At 44.8% G+C, this 18,377-nt stretch carries 15 protein-coding genes and 8 tRNA genes; 5 read left to right on the forward strand and 18 right to left on the reverse strand.

The features are described 5' to 3' along the window. Positions 1–108 precede the first annotated feature (108 nt). The 3 genes from acs to L5M28_RS11800 all read left to right on the forward strand — a co-directional run bounded on the left by acs (position 109) and on the right by L5M28_RS11800 (position 4,359). On the forward strand, positions 109–2,061 hold the full coding sequence (gene acs, locus L5M28_RS11790; protein ID WP_198572683.1) for an acetate--CoA ligase: 1,953 nt from the start codon (positions 109–111) through the stop codon (positions 2,059–2,061). A 222-nt stretch (positions 2,062–2,283) separates the two neighbouring features. Further along, positions 2,284–4,038: a DEAD/DEAH box helicase gene (locus L5M28_RS11795; RefSeq protein WP_263196039.1), complete on the forward strand. Its 1,755-nt coding sequence runs from the start codon at positions 2,284–2,286 to the stop codon at positions 4,036–4,038. 60 nt (positions 4,039–4,098) lie between these two features. Then, positions 4,099–4,359 (forward strand): GrxA family glutaredoxin, encoded by a 261-nt coding sequence (locus tag L5M28_RS11800; protein ID WP_028760344.1) that lies wholly within the window; start codon positions 4,099–4,101, stop codon positions 4,357–4,359. A gap of 378 nt (positions 4,360–4,737) precedes the next feature. On the opposite strand, the gene L5M28_RS11810 is transcribed toward L5M28_RS11800, so the two are convergent. From L5M28_RS11810 to motY, 17 genes are all read right to left on the reverse strand, one after another. Further along, a tRNA-Lys gene (locus tag L5M28_RS11810) sits at positions 4,738–4,813 on the reverse strand. A gap of 41 nt (positions 4,814–4,854) precedes the next feature. Continuing rightward, a tRNA-Lys gene (locus L5M28_RS11815) sits at positions 4,855–4,942 on the reverse strand. 59 nt (positions 4,943–5,001) lie between these two features. After that, a tRNA-Lys gene (locus tag L5M28_RS11820) sits at positions 5,002–5,077 on the reverse strand. Positions 5,078–5,114: 37 nt separating this feature from the next. Beyond that, positions 5,115–5,206 (reverse strand) — tRNA-Lys (locus L5M28_RS11825). A 37-nt stretch (positions 5,207–5,243) separates the two neighbouring features. Next, positions 5,244–5,319, reverse strand: a tRNA-Lys gene (locus L5M28_RS11830). Between the two features lie 59 nt (positions 5,320–5,378). After that, positions 5,379–5,454 (reverse strand) — tRNA-Lys (locus tag L5M28_RS11835). A 37-nt stretch (positions 5,455–5,491) separates the two neighbouring features. Further along, positions 5,492–5,580 (reverse strand) — tRNA-Lys (locus tag L5M28_RS11840). A 58-nt stretch (positions 5,581–5,638) separates the two neighbouring features. Then, a tRNA-Lys gene (locus tag L5M28_RS11845) sits at positions 5,639–5,714 on the reverse strand. Between the two features lie 142 nt (positions 5,715–5,856). Further along, the gene (gene ybgF / locus L5M28_RS11850) at positions 5,857–6,603 is read right to left on the reverse strand and encodes a tol-pal system protein YbgF (RefSeq protein WP_263196037.1); all 747 of its coding nucleotides are present in this window, start codon (positions 6,601–6,603) and stop codon (positions 5,857–5,859) included. A 24-nt stretch (positions 6,604–6,627) separates the two neighbouring features. After that, on the reverse strand, positions 6,628–7,161 hold the full coding sequence (pal, locus tag L5M28_RS11855) for a peptidoglycan-associated lipoprotein Pal (protein ID WP_028760346.1): 534 nt from the start codon (positions 7,159–7,161) through the stop codon (positions 6,628–6,630). Positions 7,162–7,207: 46 nt separating this feature from the next. Continuing rightward, a complete protein-coding gene (tolB, locus tag L5M28_RS11860; RefSeq protein ID WP_028760347.1) occupies positions 7,208–8,536 on the reverse strand; it encodes a Tol-Pal system beta propeller repeat protein TolB in 1,329 nt (442 codons plus the stop codon). Positions 8,537–8,545: 9 nt separating this feature from the next. Then, positions 8,546–9,589, reverse strand: a complete 1,044-nt coding sequence (gene tolA / locus L5M28_RS11865; RefSeq protein WP_263203408.1) for a cell envelope integrity protein TolA — start codon at positions 9,587–9,589, stop codon at positions 8,546–8,548. Continuing rightward, positions 9,590–10,024 carry a protein TolR gene (gene tolR / locus L5M28_RS11870; protein WP_113938780.1) on the reverse strand — a complete coding sequence of 145 codons (435 nt, stop codon included), beginning with the start codon at positions 10,022–10,024 and terminating at the stop codon, positions 9,590–9,592. Next, positions 10,024–10,710, reverse strand: coding sequence for a protein TolQ (gene tolQ, locus L5M28_RS11875; protein ID WP_028760350.1), 687 nt, complete (start codon positions 10,708–10,710; stop codon positions 10,024–10,026). Before tolQ ends, tolR begins: the two co-directional genes overlap by 1 nt. Beyond that, entirely contained in the window at positions 10,700–11,101 is a 402-nt protein-coding gene (ybgC, locus tag L5M28_RS11880) for a tol-pal system-associated acyl-CoA thioesterase (RefSeq protein ID WP_006081251.1), read from the reverse strand. The genes tolQ and ybgC overlap by 11 nt, the downstream gene beginning before the upstream one ends. A gap of 171 nt (positions 11,102–11,272) precedes the next feature. Next, positions 11,273–13,456, reverse strand: a complete 2,184-nt coding sequence (locus L5M28_RS11885; RefSeq protein WP_263203409.1) for a prolyl oligopeptidase family serine peptidase — start codon at positions 13,454–13,456, stop codon at positions 11,273–11,275. A 760-nt stretch (positions 13,457–14,216) separates the two neighbouring features. Beyond that, positions 14,217–15,086 carry a flagellar protein MotY gene (motY, locus tag L5M28_RS11890; protein ID WP_263203410.1) on the reverse strand — a complete coding sequence of 290 codons (870 nt, stop codon included), beginning with the start codon at positions 15,084–15,086 and terminating at the stop codon, positions 14,217–14,219. 141 nt (positions 15,087–15,227) lie between these two features. Here motY and rnt point away from each other — a divergent pair, with 141 nt between their 5' ends. After that, on the forward strand, positions 15,228–15,899 hold the full coding sequence (gene rnt / locus L5M28_RS11895; protein WP_105252848.1) for a ribonuclease T: 672 nt from the start codon (positions 15,228–15,230) through the stop codon (positions 15,897–15,899). A 101-nt stretch (positions 15,900–16,000) separates the two neighbouring features. On the opposite strand, the gene L5M28_RS11900 is transcribed toward rnt, so the two are convergent. Beyond that, positions 16,001–16,606, reverse strand: coding sequence for a peroxiredoxin C (locus L5M28_RS11900; protein WP_006081247.1), 606 nt, complete (start codon positions 16,604–16,606; stop codon positions 16,001–16,003). A 385-nt stretch (positions 16,607–16,991) separates the two neighbouring features. Between L5M28_RS11900 and L5M28_RS11905 the strand changes: the two genes are divergently transcribed. Next, positions 16,992–18,311 carry a Na+/H+ antiporter family protein gene (locus tag L5M28_RS11905; protein ID WP_173496537.1) on the forward strand — a complete coding sequence of 440 codons (1,320 nt, stop codon included), beginning with the start codon at positions 16,992–16,994 and terminating at the stop codon, positions 18,309–18,311. Positions 18,312–18,377 lie beyond the last annotated feature (66 nt).

An 18,377-nucleotide genomic window follows, 5' to 3' on the forward strand; every position in this document is an offset into this window, starting at 1 on the left:
AACAGACTAAATATAAAGGAAAATTTAACACTAGACCAAGGTCTAATGGAGTTGCCGCCCCCTTGCATACCATACTCAGTCCACGCAATTTTTCAAAAGGGAAGCCCTATGAGCTCGCAGTCTCTCTACAAAGTCTCCGGCAATATCGCTGCCAATGCACTTGTAAACAACGATAAATATAAAACAATGTACCAAGAGTCGATTGTCAATCCTGAAGGTTTCTGGAGAGAACACGGCAAGCGTATTGATTGGATAAAACCCTATACCAAAATTAAAAAAACCTCTTTTGATGACCATAACTTATCGATCAATTGGTTTTACGATGGCACCCTGAATGCTTCTGCCAACTGTTTAGATCGTCATTTAGCCGAACACAGTGATCGCGTGGCGATTATTTGGGAAGGCGATAACGCCAGCGAACAACGCAAAATCACCTACGGTGAATTACATGCAGATGTGTGTAAGTTTGCCAACGCACTGCGCAGCCAAGGCGTGCGCCGCGGGGATATAGTCACAATTTACATGCCTATGGTGCCAGAAGCAGCAGTGGCTATGCTTGCCTGTGCCCGTATCGGCGCTGTGCACTCTGTGGTCTTCGGTGGTTTCTCGCCGGATTCAATCGCCTCTCGCGTGATTGACGGTAAATCCAAAGTCATTATTACCTCCGATGAAGGTATGCGCGGTGGCCGTGCAATTCCATTAAAGCGCAATATCGATGATGCCTTAAAGCACCCTGATGTCACTACGGTTGAAAAAGTCATCGTACTTAAACGCACAGGTGGCAAAGTAGATTGGGTAGAAAGCCGTGATGTGTGGTGGCATTCACTGATGGAAACCGCATCAGAGCACTGCCAACCAGAAGAAATGGACGCCGAAGCACCATTATTCTTGCTTTATACCTCAGGTTCAACTGGGAATCCCAAGGGCGTATTGCACACCACTGGCGGCTACATGGTTTATGCGTCTATGACCCATGAATATGTGTTCGACTACAAAGCGGGTGAAGTGTACTGGTGTACCGCGGATGTGGGTTGGATCACTGGCCACTCTTACATGGTTTACGGCCCGCTCGCCAATGGTGCGACTGTGCTTATCCATGAAGGTGTGCCGAATCATCCAAGTCCTGCCCGTTTAGGCGAAATGATTGACCGCCATAAAGTGAACATTCTATATACAGCGCCAACCTTAATTCGCGCGCTGATGGCCGAAGGTAAGCAACACTTCGATAAGTTCGATGGTAGCAGCTTGAGGATCATGGGCTCGGTAGGTGAACCTATCAACCCAGAAGCATGGCGTTGGTACCATGAGGTGATAGGTCATGAGCATTGCCCTATCGTCGATACTTGGTGGCAAACTGAAACCGGCGGTATTTTGATCACGCCACTGCCAGGCGCGACCGACACTAAACCTGGCTCAGCGACCCGTCCGTTCTTTGGCGTTCAACCCGCCTTAGTGGATAACATGGGGAATATTTTAGAAGGTGAGAACGAAGGTAACTTAGTGTTACTCGATTCTTGGCCGGGCCAAATGCGTACTGTGTATGGCGACCACGAACGATTTGTACTGACCTACTTTAAAACCTTCCGCGGCATGTATTTTACCGGTGACGGTGCACGCCGCGATGAAGATGGCTACTACTGGATCACTGGCCGCGTTGATGACGTAATCAACGTATCCGGCCACAGATTAGGTACGGCAGAGGTCGAAAGTGCGCTGGTATCACATGAACTGGTTGCAGAAGCTGCAGTAGTTGGCTACCCACATGATATTAAAGGCCAAGGTATTTATGCGTACGTCACGCTAACCCGTGGTACTGAAGAAACCGAAGAGCTACGTCAAGAGCTGCGTCAATGGGTTCGTAAAGAAATTGGTGCGCTAGCCACCCCAGATCTCATCCAATGGGCGACGGGCTTACCTAAAACACGTTCAGGCAAGATTATGCGCCGCTTCCTGCGTAAGATTGCCGCTAACGAAGTGACCAACTTAGGGGATGCATCAACCTTGGCCGATCCAGCTGTGATCGAGACCTTGATTGAATCACGCTTAAATCGTACTGAGTAATATCCGAGTTAAGAATAACGTCCACAACGCTTAGTCTATGCCCAATAGGCTAAGCGTAACCTGAACCTCCCTTTTTAAACCTCAGGTTAAAAGTGAACCCTGTTGAGAGAGTGTGTGTGATTGCTCCTTTCTCTAGCTTGCCCCTCCAACCAGGGGCATTTTTTTTGCCTGTTATGTTAAGCTTGCAGCCTCACTTTTATTCAGCATAGATTTTTTATCAGCGTGTCAGTCAAACTCAGAGACTATCAACAGCAAGCGGTTAATGCCGCCATCGCCCATTTTAGGCAAAGCCAAGCTTCCGCCGTACTCGTATTACCCACAGGCGCCGGCAAAAGCATAGTGATCGCCGAACTGGCACGCATCGCCAAAGGCAGAGTCTTAGTGCTCACCCATGTGAAAGAATTAGTTGCACAAAATGCCGAGAAAGTCGGCCTCCTCACCGCACAAGCCAGTATCTATGCGGCGGGACTCAATCAAAAAGCCACAGAGGGGAAAACCGTCGTCGCCAGTATTCAATCGGCGGCGCGGGGGTTAACCCAGTTCGATCAGCCGTTCTCGTTAGTCATTATTGATGAATGCCACAGAGTCAGCCTAGAAAAAACCAGCCAATATCAGCAAGTACTCAACCATTTACGCACGAAAAATCCTCAATTAAGATTGCTCGGTCTCACCGCCACCCCCTATCGCCTTGGCACTGGCTGGATTTATCAGCAACACTATCACGGCAAAGTGGGATCTCCCGAACATGCCGTATTCGAACATTGTGTGTTCGAGCTGCCCATCAGGCCGCTCATTAAGCAAGGTTACCTCACAGCGCCAACCCTATTTGATGGCCTAAGTGCCCAGTATGACTTCAGCCAACTCAAAGCAAACGAGAATGGCGAATATGCCGAAGCCGAGGTTAACGATTTACTGGGACATTACGGCCGCGCGACCACTGCGATTGTGAAACAGCTCATTGAACTGAGCCAACATAGAAAAGGCATTATCATTTTTGCGGCAACGGTGCGCCACGCTAATGAGATTTTTGGCCTACTCAACCAAGCTCACGCAGCGCAGAGCGCCATTATCACGGCACAAACGCACGACAATGAACGTGACGCGACGATTGAACGCTTTAAAGCCCAAGAGCTTAAGTTTTTAGTCAACGTGGCTGTGTTGACGACAGGCTTCGACGCGCCCCATGTGGATTTGATTGCAATTTTGCGCCCGACAGCCTCAGTCAGTCTGTTTCAACAAATGATCGGCCGTGGATTGCGAATCGCTGAAGGCAAAAAAGATTGTCTTATCATCGACTATGCAGCCAATGGTTATGACTTGTATTTCCCCGAGGTCGGCCAAGCGAAACCCAACAGTAAATCGGTACCCGTGCAGGTGCATTGCCCTGTATGCGATTTTGCCAATATATTCTGGGGACTCACGGACGACGATGGCGACATTATCGAACACTTTGGTCGCCGCTGTCAGGGCATAGTCGAACAGCAAGGTAAAAAGCTGCAGTGCGACTTTCGATTTAGATCTAAATCTTGCCCTGATTGCGGTGAAGAGAATGACATTGCCGCACGCATTTGCCAGCACTGCCAATCGACCCTCATCGATCCCGATAAACGCCTACGCCAAGTGCTCAGCCAGCAGCACCATCATTTATTCCGCTGCCAGCATATGAGCCTCATCGACGATGACGGCAATCTGAAAGTGCAGTACCTCGATATCGACGGTAATGAATTCAATCGCCGCTTTAAATTGCAAACGCCGGCCCAGTGGCGAGCCTTATATGCCTTATTCATCTTTCCCCATAGCCGTACACCGGGATTAAAACCGAAAAAGTACACTAAGGTGACAGAGTTAATCAGCGACGCGGATAAATTCCGCATGCCCGATCTCTTGCTGCTGAAGAAACATAAAAAAGGCTGGGATCTGCTCGAAAGCTATTTTGATTATCAAGGTCGCTATCAAACTGAAAATAAACGTGGCTGACATTATCAATTCACTTAGGCCTATGGTATAAAACGACTAAAGTAATCCTAAGGAGCTATTATGTTCGTTGTTATTTTTGGCCGTCCAGGCTGTCCTTATTGCGTTCGTGCTGTGCAATTATCTGAGCAACTCGTTGAAAAACGTGATGACTTTAAGTTCAGATATGTCGATATCCATGCAGAAGGCATCTCTAAAGCAGATTTAGAAAAAACTGTCGGTAAGCCAGTTGAAACAGTACCGCAGATTTTTGTCGATGAGAAGCACATCGGTGGGTGCACAGATTTCGAGCAATATGTTCGTGAAAACAATCTGTTAGATTAAGCGCTATAGATATGTGATCCGCTTAATGCAAAAGGAGACCTAAGGTCTCCTTTTTAGTCTTTATCACAACCCAGTGGGATTAGAGCTTTCCATAAGATAGTGCTCGGTACATAACTGCCTAGAAAGCCCCCCTGAATCCAGAGCACCGTTGTCATCATCACTGCACATAATGTCAGCTTTAATATAATCACCAAACTCAAGATACGTTTCTTTTTAAAGATGCCGCATTAGTCGAACTTGCTAATGCCAATAATTATGTTAGAAAATATTTTGCAGTGGAATAAGTAAAACGAAGGTATTAAATTCGGTACTCAGTATTGGAGTTTAACGAGGGACATTCAGGGGGAAATTCAAGAGAGATACAGCTGAAAAAATAAGTGGTGGGTCGTGAAGGATTCGAACCTTCGACCAATTGGTTAAAAGCCAACTGCTCTACCGACTGAGCTAACGACCCATCGAGGTATAACGCTGATTTATGCACTTTCAGTAAAGTGTAGTGCCGTGGAGGATTAGAACCATTCGACTGATTGGTTAAAAGCCAACTGCCCTAGCTTTATAAAAAAAGCGACTGAGCTAACGACTCATCTAAGTATTGCGATAAAACGATTCACTTAGTGTGGCATTCATAATGCAGATAATAAGTGGTGGGTCGTGAAGGATTTGAACCTTCGACCAATTGGTTAAAAGCCAACTGCTCTACCGACTGAGCTAACGACCCATCTAGTGTTGCACTGATTTATGCACTTTCAGTAAAGTGGTGTGTCATTAAGGATTATAACCATTCGACTGATTGGTTAAAAGCCAACTGCCCTCGCTTTATAAAAAAAAGCGACTGAGCTAACGACCCATCTGGTGTTGCACTGATTTATRCACTTTCAGTAAAGTGGTGGGTCGTGAAGGATTCGAACCTTCGACCAATTGGTTAAAAGCCAACTGCTCTACCGACTGAGCTAACGACCCATCTAGGTATTACGATAAAAATGTTCACTTATTTTGGCATCARCAATGCGAATAATAAGTGGTGGGTCGTGAAGGATTCGAACCTTCGACCAATTGGTTAAAAGCCAACTGCTCTACCGACTGAGCTAACGACCCATCTGGTGTTGCGCTGATTTACACACTTTCAGTAAAGTGGTGTGTCATTAAGGATTAGAACCATTCGACTGATTGGTTAAAAGCCAACTGCCCTAGCTTCATAAAAAGCGACTGAGCTAACGACCCATTGTACTACTGACTATCTCATTAAATACCACTAACTTATTCTATTCATTAGAGTAAGTGGTGGGTCGTGAAGGATTCGAACCTTCGACCAATTGGTTAAAAGCCAACTGCTCTACCGACTGAGCTAACGACCCATTTACTGGTATTTCACGCCCCGAACGACCTCGCCGCTCTGAGGGCGCCTATAATACCTTTTTCATCTTCTCATGCAAGCGCAAATTCCCAATTTTTTGTCGTTTGCATGAAAAACAGACTAAGAGTATGTTTTTTAGTTAATTACGCTTTAATTGCAGCCAGTTGCTGCTGTGCAATACGTGCTGCGGCGCTGTTTGCGTAATCTTTGACAACTTGTTGGTAGTATTGCATCGCACCAGCTTTATCACCGGTTTTCTCGGCGATCATGCCAAGCTTCACTAAACTATCGCCACGTTTATTAGAATCACTAAAACGATCAACCACAGTTTTGAAGGCTTGTTTGGCTTCTGCAAATTCGCTCTTATTAAATAATAGCTGTCCTAACCAATAGTTCGCATTCGCGGCATACACAGAGTCTGGGTATTGTTTGATAAAAGCACGGAAGGCAGGAATGGCATCGTCATACTTTCGCTCTTTTAAGACTAAGTTAACGGCATTTTCATAACTTGCAGTTTCACTTAAACTACTTGCGGCAGCATTGGCCGATACCACAGAGGGGATTGATGTGGCTGCAGCTGCAGGTGCGGCAGATGCCTTTGAGGATAAATTAGCAAGCTCATCATATAACTGACGCTGACGCTCTTGCATCTGCTCAATCTGATAATTCTGTTGTTCGGTTAAACCGCGTAAATCGAGAACTTCCTGCTGCAGTGTATCAAGACGACGTTGCATCTCGAGCTCACTTTGTTGTCTCGATTTTACAATACGTTCGATACGAGCAAGTCTGTCATCACCCGAACCACCAGCAATATCTTCCACAGGAGCAGGCGCTGCAACTGCAGCGCCCGCACCAAGGAACATTGCCGTAATTAAGACGGCACGTTTCATTGTGTTACTCTCCGAGATTCAATCTTAGTAAACTAAAACTGCACGACGGTTTTTGCCAAAACCTTCATCAGTGCGAGAAAAATCAAGTGGTTTTTCTTCGCCATAGCTGACTACGCTCATTTGGCTTGGCTGTACGCCCATACCTTGTAGGTATTTAGCAACGGCTTTAGCACGACGTTCACCCAGAGCAATGTTGTACTCAGGAGTGCCACGCTCGTCCGCATGACCTTCAATCAGTACGCGCACACTTGGGTGCTCAACTAAGTAAGTACCATGAGCTTCTAATACAGCGGCGAATTCAGTTTGAACTTCACTGCGGTCGAAATCGAAGTAAATGATGTGTTCTTTTCTCAACTCTTCTAACTGCTGACGTTGCTGCTCTTCAGATGACAACATAGCACCCACACCACCAGTTTGAATGCCACCATTCAGTTCGCTACCTGAACCGTTTGTTGAGCCCATTGCATCAGTTTCTGATTCTGAAGTTGAGCTACATGCACTAATAGCCATAATTGGAAGTGCTACCAACATAGCTTTTAACAACTTATTCAGATCCATTACGTGTTCCTTATAAAATTAAATGTGATTAAATCAAGGTATAACATTAGAGAAACGGAGACCAAGAAGGTGATTTCACCTCGCCTTGACCCACGGGTAATCTCGCTTTAAAGCGTCCATCCGTAGAAACAGCTGCTAATACTTGCTTACCTTGGTGTGTAGTGCCATATATGACCATAGTACCATTAGGCGCCACACTTGGGGATTCATCCAAGCGTGTAGAGGTTAGCACCTGCATAAAACGCGTATTTAAATCCATACGCGCAATATTAAACTTACCATTAGTACGGTTAACAAAAATCATACTACGTCCATCTGGCGTAATTGAACCACCAAGGTTCCATTCACCTTCAAATGTTTCACGACTCACTTTACCTGAACTTAACTCTACGCGATAAATTTGCGGTCTACCACCACGTTCAGAGGTGAAAATCAACGACTTCCCATCAGGATACCATGATGGTTCAGTATCGATAGCATAGTGATTGGTAATACGCTTAATCGCTTTTGTCGCAATATCGATAACATAGATCTCAGGCTGACCATCCTTAGACAGCGTCACAGCCAAAGATTTGCCATCAGGAGAGAAAGCCGGCGCACCGTTAATACCAGGGAAAGAGCTCACTTTAGTGCGCACTTGGGTATAAAGGTCTTGTACGAAAATCTCTGCTTTTTTATTTTCAAAGCTAACATACGCCAAACGACGTCCATCAGGCGACCAAGTGGGTGACATTAATGGCTCAGGTGAGCGCAGTAACATTTGCTCGTTAAAACCATCATAGTCAGCAACCATCAACTGATAAGGTGCTTTTTGAGTATGATTAACCACGACGTAGGAGATCCGCGTTAAGAATGCACCGCGAATACCGGTTAACTTTTCATAGACGATATCGCTAATTCTATGACCATATTGACGAAATTGCGCTGCTGAAATCACAGTTTGGCGACTGTCCATCAAAAATTCTGTAGCGCTGACTGAGCCTTTCAATGCTTGGTTTTGTGCTTTAACTAAATCGATTAAATCAAAGCTCACCAAATACTGATCGGTTCCGTAAGGTTTCACAGTACCTAACACCACAGCTTCTGCGCCAACGCTAGACCATGAACTAGGTTGAAACTGAGCCAAAGCACCAATATTGCGCTGAGGTAGTCCGAGCTCGTCTAAAGGTTTAAAGGTACCGCTACGAGCTAAGTCAGACATCACCACATCAGCAATCGCTTGTGGCGGTGCGCCAGGACCTTGCCATACAAAAGGCATCACAGCGATGGGACGCGCTGCGTCAACACCTTCTGTGATCACAATATCTAATGCCGCTTTCGCGGGGGTGGTGCACAGCAGAACTGCCAGTGCTAACCATTTTGCCAATATTTTCATGGTGCTCCTTTAATTAAACGTTGGTTCAACGATTAAGTTAATTTCTTTCATCAAGTTATAAACCGCAGGATCCGGAGACACAGGCAGTTTGCCCGCTTTCAAAATCGCCGCTTTTGCTGCACGACAAACGTTGGGATCACCACCTTTAGTTTGGCTGCTGATCACAAACCCATCATTCGCTAAACGCACAGAGACAGTACAAGTCTTTCCACGCATAGATTCATCCACTACCAAATTACGTTGAATAGTTGATTTTATCATTGCCTGATACTTACCGACTTCACTCTGCATTTGCTTATTCATGGTTTGCGACAGCGCCGCTTGCTCAGCCGCTAATGCATCAGCCATTTCCTGCTCTTGATCGGCAAGGGCTTTAGCATCTGCTTTAGCTTTAGCATCTGCTTTAGCTTTAGCATCTGCTTTAGCTTTAGCATCTGCTTTAGCTTTAGCATCCGCTTTAGCTTTGGCATCTGCTTTAGCTTTAGCATCTGCCTCCGCTTTAGCTTCCGCATCTGCTTTTTGCTTACGGTCAGTTTCAGCTTTCACTGCAGCAGCTTCTTCAACCTTGCGTTTTTCAGCAGCTTTTTGTGCGGCGTCTTCAGCAACCTTACGCTCCTGCTCTTTCAGCTTACGGTCAGCTTCGGCTTTGACCGCCTTTTCCTTTTCCTGCTGCTGTTTCACCTGGGCTAATTTGGTCGCTTCATTGGCTTTTTGAATCTCAATTTCCTGCTGCTTACGTTCTTGCTCTAGCTGTTTAATCTGAGCTTGTTCGCGCTCGCGTGCCTGTTTCGCTTCTTGAGCTTTGCGTTCAAGCTCGGCTTGACGTTCTTGCTCACGGCGTTCGGCATCACGCTTTTCTTGCTTAAGTTTCTCAACTTGATTAGCCACTTTTTGCTGATCAACCATAACCGCTTTGATTGCTGGTGCGCTAACTTGTTGCATAGGCTCAGGTTTGTGAGAAAAATCTATTCCTAACGCCAGAATAATTATCACGCCAATATGAATACCCGCTGAAATTGACAGAGGTAATGTTACATCTGACTTATCTGCCACCTATTTCTCCTTGGGTGAATCCGTCATCAAACCGACTGATGGCACGCCAGCTTGCTGCAGTGTCACCATCAACTGAATCACTTTATCGTAAGGAATATTTCTATCGGCTTTAACCACAACAGGACGCTCAGGTTCAGTCACGATAAGTGCAGCCACTTCCGTTGCCAATTCTTCCAAATCCATAGGCACATTCGTTGAACCGCCTTTATTGAGGAAGTAATCACCGTCACCATCGATAGAAGCAACAATGGGCGGCTTACTGTCATTGGGTAACACTTCTGCCGCCCCTTGAGGCAGCTCAACTTTGACCCCTTGGGTCACTATGGGTGCTGTTACCATAAAAATAATTAACAGCACGAGCATGACGTCGATATAAGGGACCACGTTGATTTCAGCAACGGGGCGACGACGTTTGCGCTGATAAGCTGGTTGCATTATGCCCCTTCCTTCTCACTGTATGCTTGGCGATGCAAAATGCTGGAGAACTCTTCCATAAAGTTTGCGTAAGCCATTTCTAATTTATCGACTTGAGTCGAGAAACGGTTGTACGCAATTACCGCTGGAATTGCAGCAAATAAACCCATAGCCGTTGCAATCAAAGCTTCAGCAATACCGGGGGCAACCATAGCTAAGGTGGCGTTTTCCATCGAACCAATAGCGATAAAAGAATTCATGATCCCCCATACCGTACCAAATAAACCGATATAAGGGCTAGTCGAACCAATCGTTGCTAATAACGGTAAGTTAGCTTCTAACTTTTCCATTTCGCGAGACAAGGTCACACGCATAGCTCGCGATGTACCATCCATGACGGCATCGGGCACTTTGCTATTTAATTTATTCAGGCGTGAATATTCCTTAAAGCCAGTCACAAATAATGACTCTAAACCGCTATTATCTGGACGAGATGATAATTCTTTATATAAACGGTTTAAATCAACACCTGACCAAAATTTATCTTCAAACTTCGCCGATTTACTTTTTGCGGATGTCAGTAAGCTACGGCGTTGTAAAATCACCGTCCAAGACATCACCGACAAGCAAAGTAAAGTGAACATAACAAATTTCACTAATAAACTGGCTTGTAAAAATAACCCAACAATCGACATATCAGCTTGCACTGTCAAACTCCTGCACAATATTTAAGGGAATAGCTCGGGGACGCATACGTGATAGCGCAACACAAACAACCAGCACTGTGCCTTCACAATAACAGTCTCCCTGTTTATCGACCAAGCGTTGATGAAAGATCAACGAGGCCTTTTTCAACTCTATGACCTTAGTTTCAACAATAAGGTTCTGTTCAAAACGTGCTGCTTTGCGAAAATCGAGTTCCGCACGCTTTACGACAAAAGCGGTGTCGTCGGCTAATAACGCAGTCTGACTCACGCCAAGGGCTTTTAGCCACTCGGTTCGCGCGCGCTCAAAAAAGTTGAGGTAGTTCGAATGATAGACAACGCCACCAGCGTCGGTGTCTTCGTAATAGACTGAAATTGGCCAATGAAACATCATTTGAAAATAAGCAAATTTTGGTTGAAAAATTGACGCTTACTATACCTAGGGAAACAAGACTTGTGAATGACCCGATGAAGATATAGATAGGAATAGCGCGGGTTTCAGATGAATAGGGGCAATTGTAAAAGAGAATGGGGTCAAACGACCCCATTTTATTAACATAGTTAGTTATTTTGCGATAGCTTGTGGCAAGGTTAAGCCAAAACTCTGCCACAAGAAACTGTAGATGTCGGCAAATTCGTCGATCTTCATCGCCGTGGGCTTACCCGCTCCATGACCAGCATTTGACTCGATACGCATAATGACTGGTTTATTGCCCTGCTGTTTATCCTGCAGCATTGCCGCAAACTTGAAACTGTGTAATGGCACAACACGATCATCATGATCCGCAGTCATTACCATAGTCGCAGGATAAGCTTGCGCTTTTACATTGTGATAGGGCGAATAAGCCAATAGCGCAGGGAATTGCTCAGCTTTATCGGCACTGCCGTATTCACTCGTCCAAGCCCAACCAATAGTGAACTTGTGGAAACGCAGCATATCCAACACGCCCACCGCAGGTAATACGGCAGCAAAAAGTTCAGGACGTTGAGTCACAGCAGCGCCCATCAACAGACCACCATTACTGCGGCCATAGGCACCGAGTTTAGAGCTGTTGGTGTATTTTTCGCTGACCAGATATTCCGCAGCAGCATAATAGTCATCAAACACATTTTGCTTTTTGTCGAACATCCCCGCTTGATGCCAGCTTTCGCCATACTCAGCGCCGCCACGTAAACTCGGCACAGCATAAATGCCACCCATGTCTAACCAAGCGATATTGGCAGGGCTAAAACGTGGTGTCATCGAAATGGCAAAACCACCATAGGCATAAAGTAATGTCGGATTTTGACCGTTTTTCACTAAGCCCTTTTTATAGGAGAGCATCATAGGCACACGCGTACCGTCTTTGCTGCTATAGAAAACCTGTTCAGAAACATAGTCATCGGGATTAAACGAGACTTTGGGTTTAGCAATGACGGTTGAACCGCCAGTTTTAAAATCAAACTTATAGGTGGTTTCAGGCTGAATATAACTATTGAACACATAATAGAAATAATCTTTGCTGGCTTTACCAAAAGGCCCTGCCACATTGCCAAGACCAGGCAATGCCACATCTTGACGCTTCTGACCACCCATACTGTAAATCGATAATTGACCTAACACATCATGTAAATAACTCACCACTAAATGGTCATTAATAATGGCGACATTATTAATCGGATCTTTAGACTCAGGAATAATCGTTTGCCATTGCGATTTATCACTATTGCGGGTGTCAATCGCAATCACTTTACCATTAGGCGCCTCTAAGTCGGTTTTGAAATAAAACACTGAACCATCATTACCGAGAAACTCATATTCAGCTTCTAATTTGAGGATCAATTCCACCACTTGGGATTTAGGCTCAAATAACGATTTATAGAAGAAACGATTACGCTTATCCGTACCTTGAGAAATCGACAGTAATAAGTATTCACCTTTCTCAGAGACATCAATACCAAAGCCCCAATCTTTATTCTGTGGACGCTCATAAATCAATAGATCTTGATGTTGGTCTGTGCCTAATTTGTGGTAATACACTTTTTGGTTAAAATTAACGTCAGCTAAAACATCCCCCCCTGCAGGGGCATCATAACGGGCGTAGAACACACCTTGGTTTTCTTTATCCCACACTGCACTAGAAAATTTAATCCATTTCAGTTCATCGGCCAGTTTCTTACCAGTTGCGATATCAACGAACTGCCATTGCTGCCAATCTGAGCCAGAATTTGACACACCATAAGCTAAAATTTTACCGTCATTACTCACAGCCACGCCGGATAAGGCAACAGTACCATCCGCAGACAGTTTATTTGGGTCAAGAACAGGCTTTTCAACACCATCTAAACCTTTAACGTACAAAACCGATTGCGCCTGTAGGCCATCATTACGGTAGTAAAATTGATTGTCGCCGTTTTCAAACGGAGCAGAGACTTTTTCGTAATTCCAAAGTTCTGTAATACGTTCGACCACAGCTTGTTTATTGGGGATCTTAGCGAGGTAGGCTTGACCAAAGTCTTGTTGTTCTTTTACCCACTCTTCAGTTTCAGGCGTATTGGCCTCCAAATGACGATAAGGGTCGGCCACTGCAACACCATGAATGGTTTCGACGAGGTCATCTTTTTCAGTGACAGGGTAAACGAGTTTAGTTGCGCTTGCCTGCTCAGTCGAATTTAGCTCAGGTGCATTGCCACTTTGGCAGGCACCGAGTGCCATCCCCAATGTGGCCACTAACAAACCTTGCTTTGCAAGGCGAAATCTTAATGCCATCGTGTTGTCGTCCTTCTTATGGTTTCGGGCTTAAGGCCTTTTCAGCAAGTACTATACAAGCAAAAAAAATCATGGCAATGGCGTAACTTAATATGAAGTTTTTTAAGCTGTATCGTGAATTTAACAAAATAGCAGCAAGGATAAGCTTATTGAAGTGTATTATTATGCATTAATAGTGCGTTATAAGTTATTAATCAAGGTAAATAGTGACTTAAGTGATATAAATCACCTTTATATCCATTAGAATTACTAATGTTTATGGGCAATTTTTCTCGTTTGTTTTACAACAGGTTTCCCAATAGAATGTGCTTGTTTTCAGGAGATAACTGCTTGCAGATATCGAAAACAAAGAACTTTTAAACTGGTGTGTTCCCAACACTTCAGTTTCTTTTCTGGTTCTTATGCTTGACTTCCTTCCTTCAATTTGTTGATTGCAAATGCATTATTTTTGCGGCCCGCTTAGTTTAAGCGGGCTTTTTTTTAGCATTTCAAACACAATCCTGATTATTGCAACGACCAAGTTTTATACTTCATCTATATTACTCGTACTTATCCCACTCTCGCTTTCTACAGTACTTGTTGAGGTGGATATGTCATCACTACAAATTAAAAAATCTCATTATTTTTACCCATACGCGCAAATTGAGCGAATCATTCGATTAAAGTGGCATACTGCCTGAACTCTCCTTCTTTTAAAAACGACAATGCCAAGTCATAAACTTGGCATTGGAAAACACTTAAAACCTAGGTAAAAAAATCACTAAAAAGGTTTACTGATCCGTATAACAACGCGACGGTTACGCGCCCTTTCATCCATATCATCATTGGAAGCCACATGACGACGTTCACCATGCCCGAATGTGACAATACGATCTTGAGGAATACCACTGGCAACAAAGAACTCTTTTACCGACGCTGCTCGTGAATCCGACACTTTCTGGTTTACTGAACGGCCACCATAGCTGTCGGTATATGCATCCACCAGCACTAACTCTACCAAGGGATCATAGGCTAAATATTCTTGCACCCGAGACAGTTGTTGCTGGGAGAAACGAGTTAAATCGGTTCCGCCTTCATCGTAATTTAATACAGTAAAAGCGATATCTTCAAAGCTATAGGGCAATAAATGCGCTAGACAAGCTTTAAACTCAGTATATTTACGGCCAAAATTAGCTGAAGACAAACCCACAGCGATCTTATTCGACTCGTTATACCAATCAGCATAGTAAAACGTTGGTTCCATACCGCGACTCAACTCTGCCAACATAGACCAAGCTGCACGCTTAGGCACTTCACCGTTAAAGTACTTTTGATAATGTAATGACGTGATCTCTTTCGATACCACACCAGGACGCCACTGCGGCGCGCGGCTAATTAATTTAGCCTGCGTCACTTGATCAGGTTTTACCCACATATCTAAGGTAAAAGTCATATTCTGCTGTTTACCCGCTTCACTGGTAAAAATCGCTTTACCGTAAGAAGGAATATCATGCTCAAGGCGACAGACGATGGGAGTATTTTCACTCACTCGCCACTGGGAATCACTTAAAGAGGCGACATAATGGCGCAACTCTGCCATTGCAGTTGCTGGAACGCATAAAATTGATACTAATATCAGTTTTCGCCACATAGCCTTTACTCATGTTTAATCGGTTACATGGCTTTATCGGCAAACTATTTAGTTCCTTTAGCTCATAAAACCACCAATCAAGCATGACACACCCCAACACATTTAGCATAATAGCGCCCTGTGAATTTTCTTGAGTACTTTATGAGTGACATTTGCGACGCGAACAAATTGAAATACCGATTTCGAGGCTACTTTCCCGTAGTCATTGATGTCGAAACTGCGGGCTTCAACTCTCAAACCGATGCGTTGCTAGAAATTGCCGTCACCCTACTAAAAATGGACAATGAAGGTGTGATAGGAATCGATAAAACCCTACACTTCCACATTGAGCCCTTTGAAGGCGCAAATTTAGAACCCGAAGCGTTAGCATTCAACGGTATTGATCCCACTAATCCGTTACGGGGAGCGGTGAGCGAGAAAGAAGCCTTTTTAGAAATCTTTAAAGCCGTGAAGAAAGCCCAAAAAGCCTCCGACTGCCATCGCAGTATCATAGTGGCGCACAATGCGGCATTCGATCATGGTTTTGTGAGTAAGGCGATAGAACGTTGCGACTTAAAACGCTCGCCGTTTCATCCTTTTGCCACCTTTGACACAGCTACGCTTGCCGGACTCGCCATTGGTCATACCGTACTTGCCAAGGCATGCATTATGGCGGGTATTCCCTTCGATAATAAAGAAGCCCATTCGGCGCTATATGATACCGAACGTACCGCGGAGCTTTTTTGTCACATAGTGAATCGTTGGAAATCATTAGGTGGCTGGCCGTTACTGGCCGTGGATGCGCAGGATGCAGAAAGCGGTACTGTGGAATAAATTGAACAGTTAACACGAGATCTTCAGCAATGAAAAAACAAAAAAGCTGCCATTGGCAGCTTTTTTCATTTAACAGGCGACTGTGATTAGAAAAGTACTAATTACAGTGAGCTTGCATTTTCAGACAGGTAAGCAGCAACACCTTCAGTGCTTGCATTCATACCTTTATCGCCTTTTTCCCAGCCAGCAGGACAAACATCACCGTGCTCTTCATGGAATTGCAGTGCATCGATCATACGTAGCATTTCATCAACGTTACGGCCTAATGGTAGATCGTTAACGACTTGGTGACGAACCATGCCTTCTTTGTCGATCAAGAATGAACCACGGAAAGCCACACCCGCTTCTGGATGCTCAACATCGTATGCTTTACAGATTTCATGTTTAACATCAGCCACTAGCGTATATTTAACTTGGCCAATACCGCCTTTTTCAACTGGGGTGTTACGCCATGCATTGTGGGTAAACTGAGAATCGATAGACACACCAATCACTTCTACGCCACGCTTAGTGAACTCTTCCATACGGTGATCAAAAGCGATCAACTCTGATGGGCAAACGAAAGTGAAGTCAAGTGGATAGAAGAATACGACGGCTGGTTTGCCTTTGATGGCTGCAGTCAAGTTAAAGCTATCAACGATTTCGCCAGAACCTAATACAGCTGCAGCAGTAAAATCAGGAGCCTGACGGCCTACTAATACGCTCATTTTATATCTCCATCTATGAGTTGAACTAAGTGTAAGGCAAGATGCCTTCTAGCCAGTATGTTCTCAACCTAGGTCAAGTTAAATCCTTACTGATTAAAAGGTGTTCTTACCAATCAAATCCTTAGGCATTATAAGTCGTGTGCTGTGCCTTACAACCTATTTAAGACCAATATCACATTTTTCAAGGGTATTTCCGTTTTGCCTGACTAAGGATAGAGCAATCTGCGTATCCTGTGTGCGGAGCAATCCACATTCGGCTAACAGACAAAACCCAGCATGATCACATTTTCAGATATTTTTCAGATAAGCCCTCGGCAAACTGGACATCCACTGCCTTTGCAGTCGAAAATAGCTCCTTTGGCTTAAAGAATTAAGAAAATTGATAATGAATGCAGTCGTAATTGCAGTGTGCTTAATGTTAGCACTCAGTTTAGCTAGGGTGAATGTGGTTATTGCCCTGACCGTGAGCGCCCTCGTGGCGGGATTGGTAGGCGGAATGGATCTGCACCAAACTATAGATGCCTTTAATACAGGCTTAGGTGGCGGCGCACAAATTGCGCTCAGTTATGCATTATTAGGTGCTTTCGCTGTCGCACTATCGCATTCAGGCTTAACGACGCTGATTTCTAGAAGCATCATTAGTAGCCTTGGACAAGATCCTAATCCCACAAACACTAACTGGGTACGCTGGTTACTGCTGTTATCGCTACTCGTTATGTCGATGGCTTCACAGAATATTTTACCGATCCATATCGCCTTCATTCCGATTTTAGTGCCACCACTCTTACATGTGATGACCAAACTGAACATCGACCGCCGCCTTGTGGCTTGTGTTCTCACCTTCGGCCTAGTCACCACCTATATGATTTTACCGATTGGTTTTGGTGGCATTTTCTTAAATGATATTCTGCTTTCCAACTTAACCAGCAATGGCTTAGCCGCTGCTCGCGAGCAAATTCCGCCAGCCATGTTAATCCCTGCGGCGGGTATGGTCGTAGGGTTACTCACAGCAGTATTCATCAGTTACCGTAAACCTCGGACTTACGACGAGGCAAAAGTGTTGGTCGCTGAACCTGAAGAAAATCTCAACAAACGCAATATCATCATTGCTGCACTGGCGATATTAGCCACTCTCGTCGTACAACTTGAAACTGACTCTATGATTTTTGGTGCCTTAGTCGGCTTCATGATTTTCAGTTTTTCGGGTGCCTTGAAGCATGTCGCCGACCAAGATATCTTCAACCAAGGTGTGCGAATGATGGCCAATATCGGCTTTATCATGATTTCAGCAGCTGGCTTTGCCGCTGTAGTGAAAGAAACCGGTGAAGTGGGTACGCTTGTGGCCTCGCTTAGCGACATCATTGGGGATAATAAAGCCCTCGCAGCCTTCTTGATGTTACTGGTTGGTCTACTGATCACTATGGGAATTGGATCGTCTTTCTCCACCATTCCAATTATCGCGACGATATATGTACCATTGGCATTAAGTTTTGGTTTTTCAGTAGCGGCCACAATCGCGTTAGTTGGCACTGCCGCCGCGCTGGGTGATGCGGGCTCGCCAGCATCAGATTCCACCTTAGGTCCCACTGCAGGTTTGAATGCCGATGGTCAACACGATCACATTCGTGACAGCGTGATCCCAACATTTATCCACTACAATATTCCACTATTAGTGTTTGGTTGGATTGCAGCCATGGTGTTGTAAGTGTTATAGCAGATGTTTATATTACCGTATTAGAAAGTAACAACAGCGCGGCATTCTCCGCGCTGT

This window comes from Shewanella sp. SW32 (genome assembly GCF_025653365.1).
Taxonomy (GTDB): domain Bacteria; phylum Pseudomonadota; class Gammaproteobacteria; order Enterobacterales; family Shewanellaceae; genus Shewanella; species Shewanella oncorhynchi.

What these genes read in the sequence shown, in the direction of transcription:
- acs (WP_198572683.1), top strand. Translation starts at nt 109, where the DNA reads ATGAGCTCGCAGTCTCTCTACAAAGTCTCCGGCAATATCGCTGCCAAT.
- L5M28_RS11800 (WP_028760344.1), top strand. Translation starts at nt 4,099, where the DNA reads ATGTTCGTTGTTATTTTTGGCCGTCCAGGCTGTCCTTATTGCGTTCGT.
- ybgF (WP_263196037.1), bottom strand. Translation starts at nt 6,603, where the DNA reads ATGAAACGTGCCGTCTTAATTACGGCAATGTTCCTTGGTGCGGGCGCT.
- pal (WP_028760346.1), bottom strand. Translation starts at nt 7,161, where the DNA reads ATGGATCTGAATAAGTTGTTAAAAGCTATGTTGGTAGCACTTCCAATT.
- tolB (WP_028760347.1), bottom strand. Translation starts at nt 8,536, where the DNA reads ATGAAAATATTGGCAAAATGGTTAGCACTGGCAGTTCTGCTGTGCACC.
- tolR (WP_113938780.1), bottom strand. Translation starts at nt 10,024, where the DNA reads ATGCAACCAGCTTATCAGCGCAAACGTCGTCGCCCCGTTGCTGAAATC.
- ybgC (WP_006081251.1), bottom strand. Translation starts at nt 11,101, where the DNA reads ATGATGTTTCATTGGCCAATTTCAGTCTATTACGAAGACACCGACGCT.
- L5M28_RS11885 (WP_263203409.1), bottom strand. Translation starts at nt 13,456, where the DNA reads ATGGCATTAAGATTTCGCCTTGCAAAGCAAGGTTTGTTAGTGGCCACA.
- motY (WP_263203410.1), bottom strand. Translation starts at nt 15,086, where the DNA reads ATGTGGCGAAAACTGATATTAGTATCAATTTTATGCGTTCCAGCAACT.
- rnt (WP_105252848.1), top strand. Translation starts at nt 15,228, where the DNA reads ATGAGTGACATTTGCGACGCGAACAAATTGAAATACCGATTTCGAGGC.
- L5M28_RS11900 (WP_006081247.1), bottom strand. Translation starts at nt 16,606, where the DNA reads ATGAGCGTATTAGTAGGCCGTCAGGCTCCTGATTTTACTGCTGCAGCT.
- L5M28_RS11905 (WP_173496537.1), top strand. Translation starts at nt 16,992, where the DNA reads ATGAATGCAGTCGTAATTGCAGTGTGCTTAATGTTAGCACTCAGTTTA.